The following is a 15,828-nucleotide window of genomic DNA, read 5'->3' on the forward strand; positions in this document are numbered from 1 at the left end:
CGCCCGCAGTGCGATGCTGCGGGGGTGCGGGTGCTGGTGGTGGACGACGAGCGCGGGCTGGTGGACGCCCTGCGCCGCGGGCTGACGGCCGAGGGGTTCGCGGTCGACGTGGCGTACGACGGGGCCGAGGGGCTGCGCCTGGCCACCGACCGCGACTTCGACGCGATCGTGCTCGACGTCATGCTGCCGCGTCGCAACGGCTACGACGTCGTCACCGACCTGCGCGCCGCGGGCGTCACCACGCCGGTGCTGCTGCTGAGCGCGAAGGACGGCGAGCACGACGTCGCGGACGGCCTGGACGTCGGCGCGGACGACTACCTGACGAAGCCGTTCTCGTTCGTCGTGCTGGTCGCCCGGGTCCGTGCGCTGCTGCGCCGCCCGCCGCAGGTGCGGCCCGCCGTGCTGGTCGTCGGCGACCTGGTGCTCGACCCGGCGGCGCGCACGGTGACCCGCGCCGGGGAGCCGGTCGAGCTGACGGCACGCGAGCTCGCGCTGCTCGAGTACCTCATGCGGCACGCCGACCGGGTCGTGGGCAAGGTCGAGCTGCGGGACCACGTCTGGGACGGCCCGGGCGAGGACGGCAACGTGGTCGAGGTGTACGTCGGCTACCTGCGGCGCAAGCTCGGCCGGGAGGCGATCGCGACGGTGCGGGGCGCGGGCTACCGGGTCGCGGGGTGAGCGCACCGCCGGCGCGCCGCGCCCGGTGGTCGCTGCGCGCGCGGCTCACCGTGCTGACCGCGGGACTGCTGTGCGTGGCGCTGGTCGTGGGGGCGGTGGTGCTGAGCACGGTGCTGTCCCGCGGGCGGGTGGCCGCGCTCGACGACGTGGTGCGCGCGCGGGCCGGGACGGTGGCGGCGCTGGTGGCCAGCGACCAGGTGCCCGACGCGCTGCCGGTGGCCGAGCCGGGTGAGATCGTCCAGGTGCTCGACGGCGAGGGCCGGGTCGTGGCCACCTCGCCGACCGCGAGCCGGACCCTCCCGGTGCTCGGCGGCGACGCGCTGGCGGACCTGCGGGCCCGGGCGGCGCGCGCGTCCGGCGGCGGCGTGGTCGAGGGCACCGAGGCGTCCGCGTACGACGCCGCGGCCCGGGTGGCAGCCGTCGTCCCCGCGGGTGCACCGGGCGGGACGGTGGTCGTCGCGACGGTCCCGGTGGCCGAGGTCGAGGGCCTGGTGCGGGCGCTGCGCCTGGCGCTCGCGGGCGTCGTGCCGGTGCTGACCGCGCTGTTCGCGGGTGCGATCTGGGTCGCGCTCGGGCGGGCGCTGCGCCCGGTCGAGCGGCTGCGCGCGGCCGCGGCGCAGGTGGCGCGGGCGGGCGGTCCGGGGTCGCTGCCGGACCCGGGTACGGACGACGAGGTGGGCGCGCTGGCCCGGACGCTGAACGAGATGCTCGACCGGCTCGAGGAGGCGGCCGGGCGGCAGCGGGCGTTCGTCGGGGACGCCGCCCACGAGCTGCGGACACCGCTGGCGGCGCTCCGGGCCCAGCTGGAGGTGGCGGCCACGCACCCGGCGGCCTACGAGCCGGGCGAGCTGGTCGACGGGCTCGGCGCGCAGGTGCGGCGGATGCAGGAGCTCGTCGACGACCTGCTGCTGCTCGCGCGGCTCGGGTCCCGCCCGGTGCCGGACGCGGCGGTCGACCTGGGGGACGCGGCGCGCGAGGCGGTGGCGCTCGCCGTGGCCGGCGCGGGCGGGGGAGCCGGGCCCGTCGGGGGAGTCGGGCCCGGCGCGGGACCGGCCGGTGGTGTGCGGGTCGACGTGACCGGCGCGGGCAGGGCGCACGGGGACGCTGCGGCGCTCGGGCGGGTGGTGCGCAACCTGGTGGAGAACGCGCTCGCGCACGCGGCGACGTCCGTGCGGGTCGAGGTCGCCGACGGACTGGTCGACGTCGTCGACGACGGGCCGGGCGTCCCGGCGGCCGACCGCGAGCGGGCGTTCGCCCGGTTCGTGCGTCTGGACGCGGCGCGGGCGCGACCGGGCGGCGGGAGCGGCCTCGGCCTGGCGATCGCGCGCGAGGTGGCGCGGGAGCACGGCGGCGACGTGGTCCTGGGTGACCGCGCGGACGGCGCGCCGGGGCTGCGGGCCGAGCTGCGGCTGCCCGTGGCGCGCGGTGGGGCGGGGCCCGCCGAGGAGGGTGCGCCGCCCACGGCGTCCCGCGCGCCCCTCGACGACCCCGGCGGGGCAGGCCGGAGAGCGTAGGCGGCGCGGACCCGCCGGCTCAGGAAGGCAGCGAGACGACCGCCGGCAGGCCGCCGTCGCGGACCCCGTCCAGGACCAGCCGCTCGTGCGGGACGACGAGGTCCGGCAGCGCGCCGAGCGGGAACCAGCGCATCTCGGCGGCCTTGTCCGGCTCCGCCACGGCCGGGTCGCCCGACCACCGGCGCGCCACGAAGAACCAGTCGCACCGCTGCTCCACCTGCGGTCCGCCGCGCTCGAACCGGTGCAGCGTCGTCACGGGCTCGAGGTCCGCCGGGTCGAGCCGGACGCCCGCCTCCTCCGCGGCCTCGCGCACGGCCGCCTCGTGCACCGACTCCCCGGGGTCGACGTGCCCGGCGAGCGTGGCCCACCGGCCGTCCATGTAGCCGGTGCCGTTCCGCAGCTGCAGGAGCACCTCGTCCCCGCGCAGCAGCAGCACGTAGGCGGCGGCGACGAGCAGCGAGCGGCGGCCCAGGTGGTCGTCGGGGGCGTAGCGGTCGGTCACGGGGGACGACTCTGCCACGGAGCGGGCACTGTGAGGCATCTCACACCAACGAAACGTGACGGGCTCGGACGACGGCGGGATGACACCCCATGTGAACCTCACTCTCGCCCGCCGCGTCCGGGCCGCCCTCGTCTGTGCCGCCGTCCTCGCGCTGTCCGCGCTCGCGCCGCCCGCCGGCGCGGCGGACGACGACGGCGCGGGCCCGGTGGAGGTGGTCGGGTTCAGCAGCAGCCAGTGCGCCGCCGGGCGGTTCTGCCTGTGGAGCGGCACCGGGTACTCGGGCACGTTCTGGTCGACTGCCACGACCGGCCTCCAGAGCACGGGGGTGACGAACGCCGGCTCGGTGTGGAACCGGATGTCCGTCGACGTCCGCACCTACTCCGGCGCGGGCGGCACCGGCACGACCACCTGCTGGAACGCGGGCGCGCAGGCGCCCACGGTGTCCGTGGGCAGCGCCTCGGTCCGTACGATGACTGCGACGACATGCTGACGAGCGACCTAGGGACGGCGTGGGGGCAGGGGGCGACGAGGGGCCGGACCGCGCCCTCGCGGAGGACGACGACGCCGAGGCGTTCGCCGCGGCGTACCGCCTGCTCGCGCCCCAGGTCCGCGGCTTCGCCCGCCGCCAGGTCCCGGACGACCTCGCCGAGGACGTGGTCGCCGAGACCTTCCTGGTGCTGTGGCGCCGCTGGGCCGACGCGCCCCGGGCGGGCGACGCGCTCCGGCCCTGGGTGTTCGGGATCGCCCGGAACAAGATCAAGCACGCGCACGAGCAGCGCAGCCGGCAGCTGCGCACGGTCGTGGGCGTCGCGGCGGCCGAGCCCACCCGGGCGCCGGTCGCGGACCCGTCCGAGCGGCTCGCGGGCGACGACCTGGCCCGGTGGCTGCTCGCGCAGCTGCCCCCGGCCGAGGGCGAGGCGATGTCCCTGACCGTCTGGGCAGGGCTCACGCCGAGCGAGGCCGCCGAGGTGCTCGGCTGCTCGCTCACCGCGCTGACGTCGCGGTTGTCCCGGGCGCGTGCCCGGCTGGCCGCGGCGCTGGAGGGCTCGGCCCCGGACGGCACGCCGCTGGACGGGACTACGCACGACGCCACGCCGCACGGCGCCACGACGCACGGCGCCACGACGCACGACGGCACGACGCACACGTCAGGACCCGGGGGGAGGGACCGATGACCGACGACGACCGCGACGCCGCGCTCCGCGACGCCCTCGCCGAGGCGGACGCGCTGCGCGCCCTGCTCGCCGCGCACGGTGCCGCGACCCCTGCCCCCGCGGCGCACCCGCAGGACGAGGACCTCCTGGCCCGGATCCTGGCGACCGACCCGGCCGCGGCGGGCGGGCGCGGAGCCCGCCCGCCCGTCGATCACCCCGCCGGCCCGGACTCCGTCCCCGCGGGTCCCGTGGCCCCGGTCGTCCCCCTGCGTGGCCCGCGTCGCGCCCGCCGCTGGGTCGCCGCCGCCGCGGGCGTCGCGGCGGCGGTCGCCGGCGGGACGGTGCTGGCGCTGCTGCCCATGCACGACCCGCCCGCCGCGGTCGCGAGCGGGTCCCCGCCGATGCTGGCGTACCCCGTGGCCCCCGCGGACCTCGCGGCGGGCGCGGGCGAGCCGGCGCGGGACACCCTGCTCGAGCTGGCCGGTGCCGCCGCGGCGCAGACCGATCCCGCGCCCGCGGGCGACGTGCAGCACGTGCTGTCCCAGGCCTGGTACCTCAGCACCGTCGTCGGCGCGGACGGCGCCCCGACCTCGACCGTCGACCCGCTGGTGCGGGAGACGTGGCTCAGCCCGGACGGCTCGTCGGTCGCGCTGGAGTGGCGCGGGCAGCACCTCGGCGAGGACGGCCGGCTGGCGGCGATCGACACGACGCCGGCGGACGCGGCGGTGGACCGGCTGCCCGCGGGCACCTTCGACCCGGACCTGTTCAGCGCGATGTCGGACGACCCCGCGACGCTGCGCTCCGAGCTGCTCGAGGCGGCGGGCGGCGAGGCGATCGGCTGCGGCCCGGGCACGACCTTCGCCGCATGGTGCCTCTACCAGTCGGCCGCGATCGTGTCCGACCTGTACGTGCTGCCCTCGTCCTTCGAGTCGACGCTGTGGACCGTGCTGGCGGACGAGCCGGGGGTGACCCTCGCGGGCGAGGTGACCGACCGGACCGGGCGGCGCGCGGTGGCGCTCGCGGTGCCGGGCGGCCCGGAGACCGGGATCGAGGCGGTCCGCGTCCTGCTGGTCGACGCGAGCACCGGGCGGCTGTCCGGGCACGAGGAGATCACGCTGCTCTCCGAGCCGGCGGGCATCGACGAGCCGACGGTCACGCAGTTCCGGTACGTGGTCGGCGCCGACCACGTGGCGGAGCCGGGCGGCGGGTCCGCGGGCAGCGGGTCCGCGTCGTCCGCGCCGGGCGCCGCGCCGCCGTCAGGCCTGCAGCTCGACCAGGACGGCCGGGACCTCGTCCGCCAGCTCGCGCGCCAGGTAGCCCAGCGGGCCGACGCGGGCAGCCAGACGGTCGCCGGCGGACCCGTGGACGGCGGTGCCCCAGCAGGCGGCCTGCTCGGCGGGAGCGCCCCCGGCGAGGAGCCCGGCGACCGCCCCGGCGAGCACGTCGCCGCTGCCTGACGTGCCGAGCCCCGCGTAGCCGGTCGCCGAGGACCAGCGGCGCCCGTCCGGGTGCGCGATCGTCCCGGCGCAGGTGACGACGGCGCCCCACCGGTCCGCGACCCGGGCGGCGGCGTCGTCCGGGTCGACCTCGTCCACGCCCAGGAGCCGGGCCGCCTCGGTGGTGTTGGGAGTCAGGACGGTGCGGCCCTCCGGGAGGGTGATCTCGTCCCGCAGCCCCGGCAGCACGCCGAGCGCGAAGGCGTCGAGCAGCACGGCGGCGTCCCGCTCCGCGAGGGCGTCGAGGACGGACCGGACCAGGGCCGCCGCGCCGTCCGGCTCGTCCAGCCCCGGCCCGACGACGACCGCGTCGGCGCGCTCGAGCTCCGCCGCGAGGTGCGGCGGCGTCGCGCCGGTGGGCGAGCCGTCGGCGTCCTCGGGCAGCGCCAGCACGCCGGCCTCCGGCGTCGCCACCGCGAGCGGCGCCGCCACCGACGAGGCCACCGCCAGGGTGAGCCTCCCGGCGCCGATCCGCAGCGCGGTGAGACCGGCCAGGGCGGCGGCGCCCGGCGTCCGGCGGGCGCCGCCGACGACCAGCACGCCGCCGCGGACGTCCTTGGCGCCGTCCCGCGAGGGCAGCGGCCAGCCGCGCAGCAGCGCAGGGGTCAGCGGCGGCGCGTCAGTCATCGCCCTGCCCCGGGTGCTCCGTGACCTCGGCGCCGCCCAGGTGCGCGACGTCGTCGACGACCTCGGCCCGCCAGCCGTCCGGGCCGCCGACGAGGACCGTCACCGAGGCGTTGCGGACGCTGCGCGCGGCGACCTGCGCCATCAGCTCGTCCTCGGTCAGGCCCTCGCACACGTAGCGCAGCAGCCAGATCACGGCGTCGTGGCAGACGACCAGCACCCGCCGGCCCGCCTCCCGCCGCTCGATGTCGCCGACGACCGAGCGGAGCCGCAGGGCGACGTCGGACCACGACTCCCCGCCCGGCGGCCGGAAGTACATCTTGCCGAGCCGGTCCCGACGGGCCGCCTCGTCGGGGAACCGCGCGTCCACGCCGTGGCTGGTCAGCCCGTCGAGGATGCCGAGCTCGCGGTCCCGCAGCCGCTCGTCGACGACCGGGCGCAGCGCGAGCCCGGCCTTCTCGACCGCGAGCTCCGCCGTGCGGCGCGCCCGGACGTACGGGGAGCACCACAGGGCCTCCGGCGCCTCGTCGGCCGGCAGCGTGGCCAGATGGGCACCGAGCGCGCGCGCCTGCTCCTCCCCGGTGGCCGAGAGCGGGGTGTCCGCGTCGCGCCACGGCACGCCGACGGTCTGGGCGCCGGTGCGCTCGGCGCGCGTCGCGGCGACGTTCCCCTCGCTCTCCCCGTGGCGGACGAGCACGAGTCTGCTGGTCATGTCCCCACGGTGGCAGCAGGCCACGCGCCGCGCATCCGGGGGCGCCGGTGCCGCTCGCGGTGGGTCCTCGGTCCCTGCCGCGGGACCGGCGGCCGGCGGTACGTTCTCGTGACAGCGTTCACAAGGTGGTGGACGCGCGGCATGAGGAGAGCTGCTGTGCCCGAGATGATGAAGGCCGCGGTCGTCCGTGACCTCGGTGCTCCGCTGGTCGTCGAGGAGCGCCCGGTGCCGGTGCCGGGACCGCACGAGGCGCTGGTGAAGGTCGACTACTCCGGCGTCTGCCACACCGACCTGCACGCCGCCCGTGGTGACTGGCCCGTGCGCCCCGTGCCGCCGTTCGTGCCGGGGCACGAGGGCGCCGGGCGTGTCGTCGCCGTCGGCTCCGAGGTGCGCGGCGTCCGCGAGGGCGACCGCCTCGGCAACGCCTGGCTCGCGACGGCCTGCGGCACGTGCACCGACTGCCTGCGCGGGTGGGAGACGCTCTGCGCTGCCCAGCAGAACTCGGGCTACTCCGTCGACGGCTCGTTCGCGGAGTACATGCTCGTCGACGCCCGGTACGCGCCGCGCATCCCCGAGGGGGTCGACGCCGCCGGCGTGACCGCGGTGCTGTGCGCCGGGGTCACGGTCTACAAGGGCCTCAAGGTCACGGACGCCAAGCCGGGGGACTGGGTCGTCGTCTCCGGGATCGGCGGGCTCGGGCACATGGCGATCCAGTACGCGGCCGCGATGGGCTACCGGGTGATCGCGGTGACCGGCTCGGAGTCCAAGCGGGCCTCGGCGCTCGAGTACGGTGCCGAGCTCGTCGTGAACTACCGCGACGGCGACCCGGGCGAGGCCGTGCACGACCTGGTCGGCGGCGCGCACGCGGCCCTGGTGACCGCCGTCAGCGAGTCGACGTTCCCGCAGGCGCTCTCGATGCTGCGCCGCGGCGGGACGGTCTCGCTCGTCGGGCTGCCGCCGGGCACCTTCCCGCTGTCGATCTTCGACACCGTGCTGCGCGGGCTGACCGTGCGCGGGTCCATCGTCGGCACCCGGCTCGACATGCGGGAGGCCGTCGACTTCTACGACCGGGGACTCGTGCGCACCAAGTACGAGCTGCGGCCGCTGGACGCGGTGAACGACGTGTTCGCGCGGATGGAGACCGGCGCGATCGACGGGCGGGTGGTGCTCGACCTGGGGCTGTGACCGCCGGTCACGGCGTGTGAGCGAGGTCACACCACGGCGATGTGACGGATCGGCGTTGCCTGCGGACTACACGGGTGACGCGCACGGCCGGTGTGGAGGGCACCGGCCGGCGCGCGGCGGCCCGTCCGAGCCCGCAGGGGGCGGCTCGGCCGGTTCCCGCCGCACCCGACCGGCCCCCGGGAGCCCTGGCTCCCGGGGGCCGCGGTGCGCGGCGCGTGCGGGCGCCTGGTGCGCGGCGCCTGCGGGACCGTGGTGCCGGCCAGTCCCCGGCGGGTGTCGCGCGGCCCGGGTCAGGAGGCCGGCGGCCCGAGCGGCGTCGCCGCCAGCGCGCGTGCCACGCCCACCAGGTTCTGCGCCATCGCCCGCCCGGTCGAGCGGCTCCAGTCGTGGCCCTCCTCGGTGCCGGAGTAGTCCGGCCCCGGCCCCGGCCCGCGGTTCCAGTACGTCCAGCCCTGCGGCGCGATGGTGAACCCGATGTCCACCAGCCCGCCCGCGATCTCCGAGATCACGTGGTGCGCGCCGTCCTCGTTGCCCGTGACGACGACGCCCGCGACCCGGTTGTAGGCGACGGGACGGCCGGCGTCGTCGGTCTCGGAGATCATCGCGTCCATCCGCTCCAGCATCTTCTGGGCGATCGACGACGGGTGCCCGACCCACGTGGGGGTGGCGACGACCAGGATCTCGGCGTCGAGCACCGCGCGGCGGACCGCGGGCCACTCGTCGGTGCCGCCCAGGTCCGACTCGACGCCGGGCGGGATGTCGTGGTCGGCCAGCCGGATGGTCGTGACCTCGACGCCGTGGCCCTCCAGGGCCTCGACGACGACGCGCGCGAGCTGCTCGGTGTTCGACGGCTGCGGCGACGGCTTCAGCGTGCAGTTCAGGACGACGGCTCTCATGCCCCCACGCTCCCCCCGGAGGCAGGATCCGGCGACCCCACGCGCCCCGTGCGCGCCCCGCGCGCCCGCGCGCTCCCACGCCCGCCCCTGCGCGCCGAGATAGGACCGCCGCGCCCGAACAGGACTGCGCAGCGCCCATCTCGGCGGAACGGACCTATCTCGGCGCGGACGTGGTCGCCGAGGTCGGTGCGTCGAGCCGGGGCGCGCCGGCGGGCGTCAGGCGACCGGGGTGTCCCGGCGGCGGGGGAGCGTCGGGCGGGCCGGGCGACGGCCCGCCCCCCGCGCGGACACGTCCCGCGGCTCCGGGCCGGGCTCGTGGCCGACGCCCTCCGTGCCGGAGTCGCCCGCGCCCGGGCCGGCCGCGCCCGGGCGCGCCGGGTCGTCGGTCTCCAGGTCGGGGTCCGCGTCCGGGGCCTCGCCACCGCCCGGCACGCTGCGCCCGCCCGCGCGCTCGGCGAGCTGCGGCATCATCTCCTCGAGCCGCGGCCGCCAGCCGGCGAACCGGTCGGGGAAGCAGCGGCGCAGCAGGTCGAGCATCGCCGACGCCGCGGTCGACGCCCCGGGCGAGGCGCCGAGCAGACCGGCGATCGAGCCGTCGGCGGCGGTGATCAGCTCGGTGCCGAACTCCAGCACGCCACCGCCCTTGCCGCGCTTGATGACCTGGACGCGCTGGCCGGCCGTGATGAGCTCCCAGTCCCGCTCGCGGGCCGTCGGCATGAAGCCGCGCAGCGTGCGCAGCCGGGCGTCGCGGTTCGCGAGCACCTCGGTGACCAGGTACTTGAGCAGGTCGAGGTTGTGCACGGCGACCGCGACCAGCGGGATCAGGTTGCCCGGGCGCACGGTGCGGACCAGGTCGGTCCACGAGCCGGCCTTGAGGAACTTCATGCTCCAGCCCGCGTACGGGCCGAACAGCAGCGCCGGGCTGCCCTGGACCACGCGGGTGTCGAGGTGCGGCACCGACATGGGCGGGGAGCCGACGGCGGCCTTGCCGTAGACCTTGCCGCGGTGCCGCTCGACGAGCGCCGGGTCGGTGGTGCGCAGGAACTGGCCGCTGATCGGGAAGCCGCCGTAGCCCTTGATCTCGGGGATCCCGGCGGCCTGCAGCAGCCGCAGCGCGCCGCCGCCGGCGCCGATGAACACGAACCGCGCGTCGAGCGTCGAGCGCTTCGGGCTCGCGTTCCACGCCCGGTCCACCAGGTGCAGCCGCCAGCCGCCGCCGCGGCGCCGGCTGATCCGCCGGACCTCGTGCTGCAGCCGGACGCGGGTGCCCCGGGCCACGAGGTCGTCGACCATGTGCCGCGCCAGGGTGCCGAAGTCGACGTCGAGGCCGTCGAGGGCCCGGGTGGCCGCGACGGGCTCGTCGGGGTCGCGGTCGGCCATGACCAGGGGCGCCCAGGACGCGATGGTCGCCGGGTCCTCGGAGTACTCGAGGTGCGCGAACCGCGGGTGCGCGGTCAGCGCGGCGTGCCGGCGGCGCAGGTAGTCGACGTCCGCGGCGCCGCGGACGAACGTCAGGTGCGGCACGGCGGACCGGAAGCCGTCGTCCGGCAGGCGGCCCTCGTCGCGCAGGTGGTCCCACAGCTGGCAGGACAGCGCGAACTGCTCGTTGATCGTCACCGCCTTGGCGATGTCGATCGAGCCGTCGGCCCGCTCGGGCGTGTAGTTCAGCTCGCAGAGCGCGGCGTGCCCGGTGCCGGCGTTGTTCCAGGCGTCGGTGCTCTCCAGGGCGATCCCGTCCAGCCGCTCGACGATCTCGATCCGCCAGGACGGCTCGAGCTCGGAGAGCAGGGTGGCGAGCGTGGCGGACATGATCCCGCCACCGACCAGGACGACATCGACCGGCTCGACAGTTGAGGGCACGACTCGATGGTAACCAGCGCGAGCGGGGGTCCGTGCACCAGATCCACGCAGCGGGCACCAGGGACGATCGTCCTGGCGCCCCGAGCGGGGCCGTTCGGCGTGCGAGGTCCGGGTGCTGGTGCCAGCGTGGGCCCATGAGCACCGACGACACCACGCAGAACGGCTACGACCCCGCCGAGGACCCGGACTCCGACCCGGAGATGCTCAACCCGCGCACCGGGACGCAGGCCGCCGGCGGCGACGAGGGCGACGTCGACACCGACGCCGAGCCCGACAACCTGAACCCCCGGGCCGACGGGGCGGACGGCGGCGGCGCCGCCACCCCGTGAGGCGCCTCGACCGCACGCTGCTCGACTCCTACCTCGGCGACCACCTCGCCGGGGCGGAGGGCGGCAGCGCGCGCTTCGGCCGGATGGCCGAGGCCTACGCGGACACGCCCCTGGGTCCGGCGCTCGCCCGGATCGCGCAGGAGGTCACCGACGAGCGCGAGTGGCTGCGCGACACCGCGTACCGGCTCGACGTGCGCCCGTCCGTGGTCAAGCGGGTCGGCCTGGCGGCCGTCGAGCGGGTGGGGCGGCTGAAGCCGAACGGCCGGCTCTCCGACCCGTCGCCGCTGACCGCCGTGCTGGAGATCGACCTCATGCGCGGGGCGGTCATCGCCAAGCGCGGGCTGTGGGAGACGCTGCACATCTGGGCCGACGACCTCGGCCTCGACCCCGCGCACCTGCAGCGGCTGCTGGACCAGGCCGACGAGCAGATCGCGACGCTCACCCGGCTCGGCCAGGTCGCGCGCGAGCAGGCGTTCGCGGAGGACGGCGAGCCGGGCCGGCCGGCGGAGGAGACCCGGTGAGGGTCGTCGTCGTCGGGGGCAGCGGCAACGTCGGCACCGCGGTGCTGCGCCGGCTGCGGAACGACCCCACGGTCACCTCGCTGGTCGGCGTCGCCCGCCGCACGCCCCGCAGGACGCCGCCCGCGCCGTACGACACCGCGGACTGGCACGCGGTCGACATCGGCGAGCGCGGCCCCGACGGACCGGTCGTCGAGCGGCTGCGCCGCGTGTTCGCGGGGGCCGACGCGGTGGTGAACCTGGCCTGGCTGATCCAGCCGAGCCACGACCGCGACCAGCTCCGCCGCGTCAACGTCGACGGGATGCGCCGGGTGCTCGGCGCGGTGGTCGAGGCGAGCGTGCCGCACCTGGTGGTGGCGTCCTCGGTCGGCGCGTACAGCCCGTCGTACTCGGACGAGCCGCGCGACGAGGAGTGGGACACCGGCGGGGTGCGCTCGTCCGACTACAGCGTCGACAAGGTGGCCGTCGAGCGGCTGCTGGACGAGGCCGAGCTGCGCTACCCGACGCTGACCATCGCGCGGCTGCGTCCCGCGCTGGTGTTCCAGCACGCCGCCGGCCACGAGATCAAGCGGTACTTCCTGGGGCCGTTCGTGCCGGCCGGGGTGCTCGACGGCCGGCTGCCGGTGCTGCCGTGGCCCGCGGGGTTCCGGCTCCAGGCGGTGCACGCCGACGACCTGGCCGACGCGTACCGCGAGGCGGTGGTCCGGCAGGCGCGCGGGCCGTACAACCTCGCCGGCCCGGGGATCATCCGCGCCGCCGACGTCGCCGACGTGGTGTCGCGCGGCCGCTGGCGCGAGGTGCCGCACGCGCCCGTGCGGACGGCCCTCACGCTGGCGTGGCACGCGCGGCTGGCGCCGGTCGGGCCCGGGTGGTTCGACATGGGGGCCTCCGCGCCGGTGCTCGACACGGGCCGCGCGGAGAGGCAGCTCGGCTTCCGCCCGCGGTACACCGGGGTGCAGGCGATGCGGCAGCTGGTCGCGGGCATCGCGCGCGGGGCCGGGACGGCCAGCCCGCCGATGCGGCCGCGCTGACGGGTCGCCCCCGGGCGGCCCGGGGTGGGTCGCGGGCGACCGGGCGCGCGCAGGGCATGCTGGGGGCATGCCCGACGCCCAGGCCCCCCGGCTCGTCCTCGGCGACCCCGCCGCGCCCGTCACGATCACCGAGTACGGCGACCTCGAGTGCCCGTACTGCCGGTCCGCCGAGCCCGTCCTCCGGCGCCTGGTCGAGGAGTCCGACGGCGGGGTGCGGCTCGTGTGGCGGCACTTCCCGCTGTTCCAGGTGCACCCGCACGCCCTGATCGCGGCGCTCGCGGCCGAGGCCGCCGCCGAGCAGGGGCTGTTCTGGGAGATGCAGCGGCTGCTGTTCGCGCAGCAGGACCGGCTGACCGAGCCGGACCTGCGGGCCGCGGGCGTGCGCCTCGGGCTGGACCCGGCGGTCGTCGCGGGCGAGGGTGCGCAGCGGTTCGCGGACCTGGTCGAGGCGGACTACGTCGGCGGCCTGGGGCTCGGGGTCCGGGGCACGCCGACGCTGCTGGTCCAGGGCGAGCGGTACGCCGGGCCGGTCGAGCTGCCGGCGCTGCGCGCGGCGGTCGCGGCGGCGGCCCCGGCGCGCTGACGCCCCGCGCCGCCGCGACCCGCGCCGCCGCCCGTCGCGCCGCCGCCCGTCGCACCGCCGCCCCGGGGCGGCGGCGCACCGCATCCCCACCCGATCGGCCCGCGGCCACCCGGTCGCCCGGGTGGCGCCGCGACCATCGGCCGGGGATCAGGACCCGGCGACCCAGGGCCGCGGCGGCAGGCCCGCGGGGAGCTCCTCGTCCGGGGAGCACAGCGGCAGCCGGTCGCCGAGGATCCGCAGCAGGACCGTGCCCAGCACCGCCGCGATCAGCGAGCCCGCGAGGATGCCGATCTTGGCCTGCTCGACGAGCTCGCCCTCGAACGCCAGCTCCGCGATGAACAGCGAGATCGTGAACCCGATCCCGGCCAGCACGGCGCCGCCCACCAGGTGGCCCCAGCGGACCCGTCCGGGCAGCCGGCCGAGGCCGGTGCGGATCGCGAGCGTCGCGGCGCCCGTGATGCCGATGGTGTTGCCGGCGACCAGGGCGACGGCGACGCCGATCGTCACGGTCGACGTCGCGGCCGCCCGCAGCGCCTCGGCGTCGAGCCGCACCCCGGCGTTGGCCAGGCCGAACACCGGGACGATCACGAACGCCGACCAGGGGTGCAGCAGGCGCTGCAGCCGCTCGCCGGCGGGCACCGTCGCGCGTGCCGCCAGCTCGGCCAGGTGCTCGGTGTCCGCGGTCGGCTCGGCGACCAGGCCCTGCGTCCAGCGCCGCACCTGGTCGACGTGGTCCCGCGCCATCGGCCGCGACGGCAGCAGCAGCCCGACGAGCACGCCCGCGAGCGTCGCGTGCACGCCCGAGGCGTTCACCGCGAACCACAGCGCGATCCCGACCAGCGCGTACGGCGTGAGCCGCCAGACGCCGAGCCAGCGCAGCACCAGCAGCACCAGGACGAGCGCCCCGGCGACGCCGAGCGCGAGGGCGTCCACGCCGTCGTTGTAGAACACCGCCATCACGGTGATCGCCCCGATGTCGTCGACGATCGCGAGCGTCAGCAGGAACAGGCGCAGCCGGTCCGGGCACGCGGGGCCGAACAGCGCCAGGATCCCGACCAGGAACGCCGTGTCCGTCGACATCACGACGCCCCAGCCGTGCGCCGCCTCCGTGCCCGCGTTGAACAGCAGGTAGATGACGGCGGGAATCGCGAGGCCGCCCAGCGCGCCGAGCGCCGGCACGGCGACCGTCCGCCGGTCGCGCAGCTCGCCGCTGGTGATCTCCCGGTTGATCTCGAGCCCGACGACGCAGAAGAACACCGCCATCGCGGCGTCGTTCACCCAGTGGTGCAGGTCGAGGTCGAGCCCGAACGAGCCGAGGTGGAACCCGGCCGTCGTCGACCACAGCGCGTCGTACGACCCCGACAGCGGCGAGTTCGCCCACACCAGCGCGAGCACGGTCGCGCCGAGCAGGAACACGGCGCTGCCGGCCTCGGTCGCCAGGAAGTCCCGCACCGACGGGCTGACGGACGGCAGGCGGACCCGCAGCGGGGGGCCGGGGACGGCACGGGCGGGATCGGCGGCGTCGGTGGCCACGGGCGGCTCCCTCGCGGTCGGTGACGGGCGGCTGACGGGGATCCCCGGAGGGGCCCGACGTGGGACAACGCGGCGGGCAGCGTCAGTATGCCGACCCGGGGTCGCCGACCGGCAGGGGGGCGGCCGCCGGGCGGCGGCCGGCGGCCGGGATGCGCGACGATGGGGGCATGACGACCCCCGACGCCACCGGCACCCCGCCCGCCACGACCCCCGCCCCGCGGACCGCGCTGGTCACCGGGGCCGGACGAGGGATCGGCCGGGGGCTCGCGCTCGGCCTGGTCCGGGCCGGCTGGGACGTCGCGCTCGTCGGCCGCACCCGCGCGCACCTCGACGCCGTGGCCGAGGAGGCCCGGGCGGCGCGCCCGGACGCCCGGGTGGTCGTCGAGCCGGTGGACGTGGTGGACCGCGAGGCCGTCGCGGCGGCCGTGGCGCGGGTCGAGGAGGCGTTCGCCGACCGCGGCGGGCTGGGGCTGCTGGTGAACAACGCCGGCGTGATCGAGCGGGCCGAGGTGGACCTGGTGGCCGACGACGTCGAGGACGTGTGGCGGGTGATCGAGACGAACGTGCGCGGCCCGCTGCTGCTCGCGCACGCGGTGCTGCCGGCGATGCTGGCGCGGCGCTCCGGGCGCGTGGTGAATATCAACTCGGGCTCGGGCCACCGGCCGTCGCGGGTGTACACGGGCTACGGGATCAGCAAGGGCGCGCTCGCCCGGCTCACCACGATGCTCGACGCGCAGTACGCCGACCGTGGGGTCACGGTGCTCGACGTGGCGCCCGGCGTGGTGGTCACCGACATGACGCAGGCGATGCCGCTGCACGACGAGCGCACCGAGTGGACCCCGGTGGAGGCCACCGTGGCGCTGGTGGACGCCTTCGGCTCGGGGCGGCTGGACGCGCTGCACGGGCGGTTCGTCCGCGCGGGGACGGACACCCCGGAGTCGCTGACGGCGCTGGCCGACCGGATCGTGGCGGCGGACGCGCGCACGCTGCGCCTGGCCCCGTACGGGGAGGACGACCCGGTCGCCTGAGGGCCCGCCCCGCCCCGCCCCCGCCCCCGCCCCCGCCCCGCCGTCGCCCTCTCGGTGTCCCCATCGGTCCCCCCCCCCCCCCCCCCCCCCCCCCCGCCCCCCCCCCCGCCCCGGGCGCGCCGGCCGTGCGCGTCCCGCTTGCCGTCACGCAGTGAACGCACATCGGTAGGTGCTCCCGGGGTGCC

At 77.4% G+C, this 15,828-nt stretch carries 16 protein-coding genes and 1 pseudogene; 11 read left to right on the forward strand and 6 right to left on the reverse strand.

Annotated features, from left to right (window positions below):
* Positions 1-24 precede the first annotated feature (24 nt).
* Together FS882_RS15870 and FS882_RS15875 are read left to right on the forward strand one after the other, a co-directional pair.
* Positions 25-678, forward strand: coding sequence for a response regulator transcription factor (locus FS882_RS15870; protein ID WP_158374398.1), 654 nt, complete (start codon positions 25-27; stop codon positions 676-678).
* Positions 675-2,192, forward strand: coding sequence for a sensor histidine kinase (locus FS882_RS15875; RefSeq protein WP_158374400.1), 1,518 nt, complete (start codon positions 675-677; stop codon positions 2,190-2,192). Before FS882_RS15870 ends, FS882_RS15875 begins: the two co-directional genes overlap by 4 nt.
* Positions 2,193-2,211: 19 nt before the next feature.
* On the opposite strand, the gene FS882_RS15880 is transcribed toward FS882_RS15875, so the two are convergent.
* Complete coding sequence (locus FS882_RS15880) at positions 2,212-2,694, reverse strand: NUDIX domain-containing protein (RefSeq protein WP_262348349.1); 483 nt, start codon at positions 2,692-2,694, stop codon at positions 2,212-2,214.
* Positions 2,695-2,773: 79 nt separating this feature from the next.
* Between FS882_RS15880 and FS882_RS15885 the strand changes: the two genes are divergently transcribed.
* The 3 genes and pseudogenes from FS882_RS15885 to FS882_RS21645 form a co-directional block, all read left to right on the forward strand.
* On the forward strand, positions 2,774-3,184 hold the full coding sequence (locus FS882_RS15885) for a peptidase inhibitor family I36 protein (protein WP_158374404.1): 411 nt from the start codon (positions 2,774-2,776) through the stop codon (positions 3,182-3,184).
* Positions 3,185-3,203: 19 nt separating this feature from the next.
* On the forward strand, positions 3,204-3,869 hold the full coding sequence (locus FS882_RS15890; RefSeq protein ID WP_158374406.1) for an RNA polymerase sigma factor: 666 nt from the start codon (positions 3,204-3,206) through the stop codon (positions 3,867-3,869).
* Positions 3,866-4,936 (forward strand): annotated as a pseudogene (locus tag FS882_RS21645) (hypothetical protein); the annotation flags it as partial. The gene FS882_RS15890 and the pseudogene FS882_RS21645, both read left to right, overlap by 4 nt.
* Before the next feature lie 168 nt (positions 4,937-5,104).
* Here the strand turns inward: FS882_RS21645 and FS882_RS15895 are convergent.
* Together FS882_RS15895 and FS882_RS15900 are read right to left on the reverse strand one after the other, a co-directional pair.
* Positions 5,105-5,971 carry an NAD(P)H-hydrate dehydratase gene (locus tag FS882_RS15895; RefSeq protein WP_158374408.1) on the reverse strand — a complete coding sequence of 289 codons (867 nt, stop codon included), beginning with the start codon at positions 5,969-5,971 and terminating at the stop codon, positions 5,105-5,107.
* Positions 5,964-6,680: a histidine phosphatase family protein gene (locus FS882_RS15900; protein WP_158374410.1), complete on the reverse strand. Its 717-nt coding sequence runs from the start codon at positions 6,678-6,680 to the stop codon at positions 5,964-5,966. Before FS882_RS15900 ends, FS882_RS15895 begins: the two co-directional genes overlap by 8 nt.
* A gap of 141 nt (positions 6,681-6,821) precedes the next feature.
* Here FS882_RS15900 and FS882_RS15905 point away from each other — a divergent pair, with 141 nt between their 5' ends.
* Positions 6,822-7,865: a zinc-dependent alcohol dehydrogenase gene (locus FS882_RS15905; protein WP_222848241.1), complete on the forward strand. Its 1,044-nt coding sequence runs from the start codon at positions 6,822-6,824 to the stop codon at positions 7,863-7,865.
* Positions 7,866-8,155: 290 nt separating this feature from the next.
* Here FS882_RS15905 and FS882_RS15910 read toward each other — a convergent pair whose 3' ends face one another.
* Both FS882_RS15910 and mqo read right to left on the reverse strand, forming a co-directional pair.
* Positions 8,156-8,761 (reverse strand): flavodoxin family protein, encoded by a 606-nt coding sequence (locus FS882_RS15910; protein WP_158374413.1) that lies wholly within the window; start codon positions 8,759-8,761, stop codon positions 8,156-8,158.
* Between the two features lie 216 nt (positions 8,762-8,977).
* Positions 8,978-10,621 carry a malate dehydrogenase (quinone) gene (gene mqo, locus FS882_RS15915; RefSeq protein WP_262348350.1) on the reverse strand — a complete coding sequence of 548 codons (1,644 nt, stop codon included), beginning with the start codon at positions 10,619-10,621 and terminating at the stop codon, positions 8,978-8,980.
* A gap of 134 nt (positions 10,622-10,755) precedes the next feature.
* Here mqo and FS882_RS15920 point away from each other — a divergent pair, with 134 nt between their 5' ends.
* The 4 genes from FS882_RS15920 (at position 10,756) to FS882_RS15935 (ending at position 13,082) form a co-directional block, all read left to right on the forward strand.
* Positions 10,756-10,950: a hypothetical protein gene (locus FS882_RS15920; RefSeq protein ID WP_158374415.1), complete on the forward strand. Its 195-nt coding sequence runs from the start codon at positions 10,756-10,758 to the stop codon at positions 10,948-10,950.
* The gene (locus tag FS882_RS15925; RefSeq protein ID WP_158374417.1) at positions 10,947-11,471 is read left to right on the forward strand and encodes a hypothetical protein; all 525 of its coding nucleotides are present in this window, start codon (positions 10,947-10,949) and stop codon (positions 11,469-11,471) included. The genes FS882_RS15920 and FS882_RS15925 overlap by 4 nt, the downstream gene beginning before the upstream one ends.
* Entirely contained in the window at positions 11,468-12,499 is a 1,032-nt protein-coding gene (locus FS882_RS15930; RefSeq protein WP_158374419.1) for an NAD-dependent epimerase/dehydratase family protein, read from the forward strand. The genes FS882_RS15925 and FS882_RS15930 overlap by 4 nt, the downstream gene beginning before the upstream one ends.
* 67 nt (positions 12,500-12,566) lie before the next feature.
* On the forward strand, positions 12,567-13,082 hold the full coding sequence (locus tag FS882_RS15935; protein WP_158374421.1) for a DsbA family protein: 516 nt from the start codon (positions 12,567-12,569) through the stop codon (positions 13,080-13,082).
* Positions 13,083-13,229: 147 nt separating this feature from the next.
* Here FS882_RS15935 and nhaA read toward each other — a convergent pair whose 3' ends face one another.
* Positions 13,230-14,615 carry a Na+/H+ antiporter NhaA gene (gene nhaA / locus FS882_RS15940; RefSeq protein ID WP_158374423.1) on the reverse strand — a complete coding sequence of 462 codons (1,386 nt, stop codon included), beginning with the start codon at positions 14,613-14,615 and terminating at the stop codon, positions 13,230-13,232.
* Between the two features lie 167 nt (positions 14,616-14,782).
* Between nhaA and FS882_RS15945 the strand changes: the two genes are divergently transcribed.
* Complete coding sequence (locus FS882_RS15945) at positions 14,783-15,643, forward strand: SDR family NAD(P)-dependent oxidoreductase (protein ID WP_158374425.1); 861 nt, start codon at positions 14,783-14,785, stop codon at positions 15,641-15,643.
* Positions 15,644-15,828: the final 185 nt, after the last annotated feature.

Origin of the sequence: Cellulosimicrobium cellulans, assembly GCF_007679345.1 — a bacterium.
GTDB lineage: Bacteria > Actinomycetota > Actinomycetes > Actinomycetales > Cellulomonadaceae > Cellulomonas > Cellulomonas cellulans_A.

Excerpts from the sequence above, each read along its gene's own strand:
- FS882_RS15945 (WP_158374425.1), top strand. The coding sequence starts at position 14,783 with ATGACGACCCCCGACGCCACCGGCACCCCGCCCGCCACGACCCCCGCC.
- FS882_RS15920 (WP_158374415.1), top strand. The coding sequence starts at position 10,756 with ATGAGCACCGACGACACCACGCAGAACGGCTACGACCCCGCCGAGGAC.
- FS882_RS15895 (WP_158374408.1), bottom strand. The coding sequence starts at position 5,971 with ATGACTGACGCGCCGCCGCTGACCCCTGCGCTGCTGCGCGGCTGGCCG.
- FS882_RS15900 (WP_158374410.1), bottom strand. The coding sequence starts at position 6,680 with ATGACCAGCAGACTCGTGCTCGTCCGCCACGGGGAGAGCGAGGGGAAC.
- FS882_RS15935 (WP_158374421.1), top strand. The coding sequence starts at position 12,567 with ATGCCCGACGCCCAGGCCCCCCGGCTCGTCCTCGGCGACCCCGCCGCG.
- FS882_RS15910 (WP_158374413.1), bottom strand. The coding sequence starts at position 8,761 with ATGAGAGCCGTCGTCCTGAACTGCACGCTGAAGCCGTCGCCGCAGCCG.
- FS882_RS15885 (WP_158374404.1), top strand. The coding sequence starts at position 2,774 with ATGACACCCCATGTGAACCTCACTCTCGCCCGCCGCGTCCGGGCCGCC.
- FS882_RS15905 (WP_222848241.1), top strand. The coding sequence starts at position 6,822 with ATGAGGAGAGCTGCTGTGCCCGAGATGATGAAGGCCGCGGTCGTCCGT.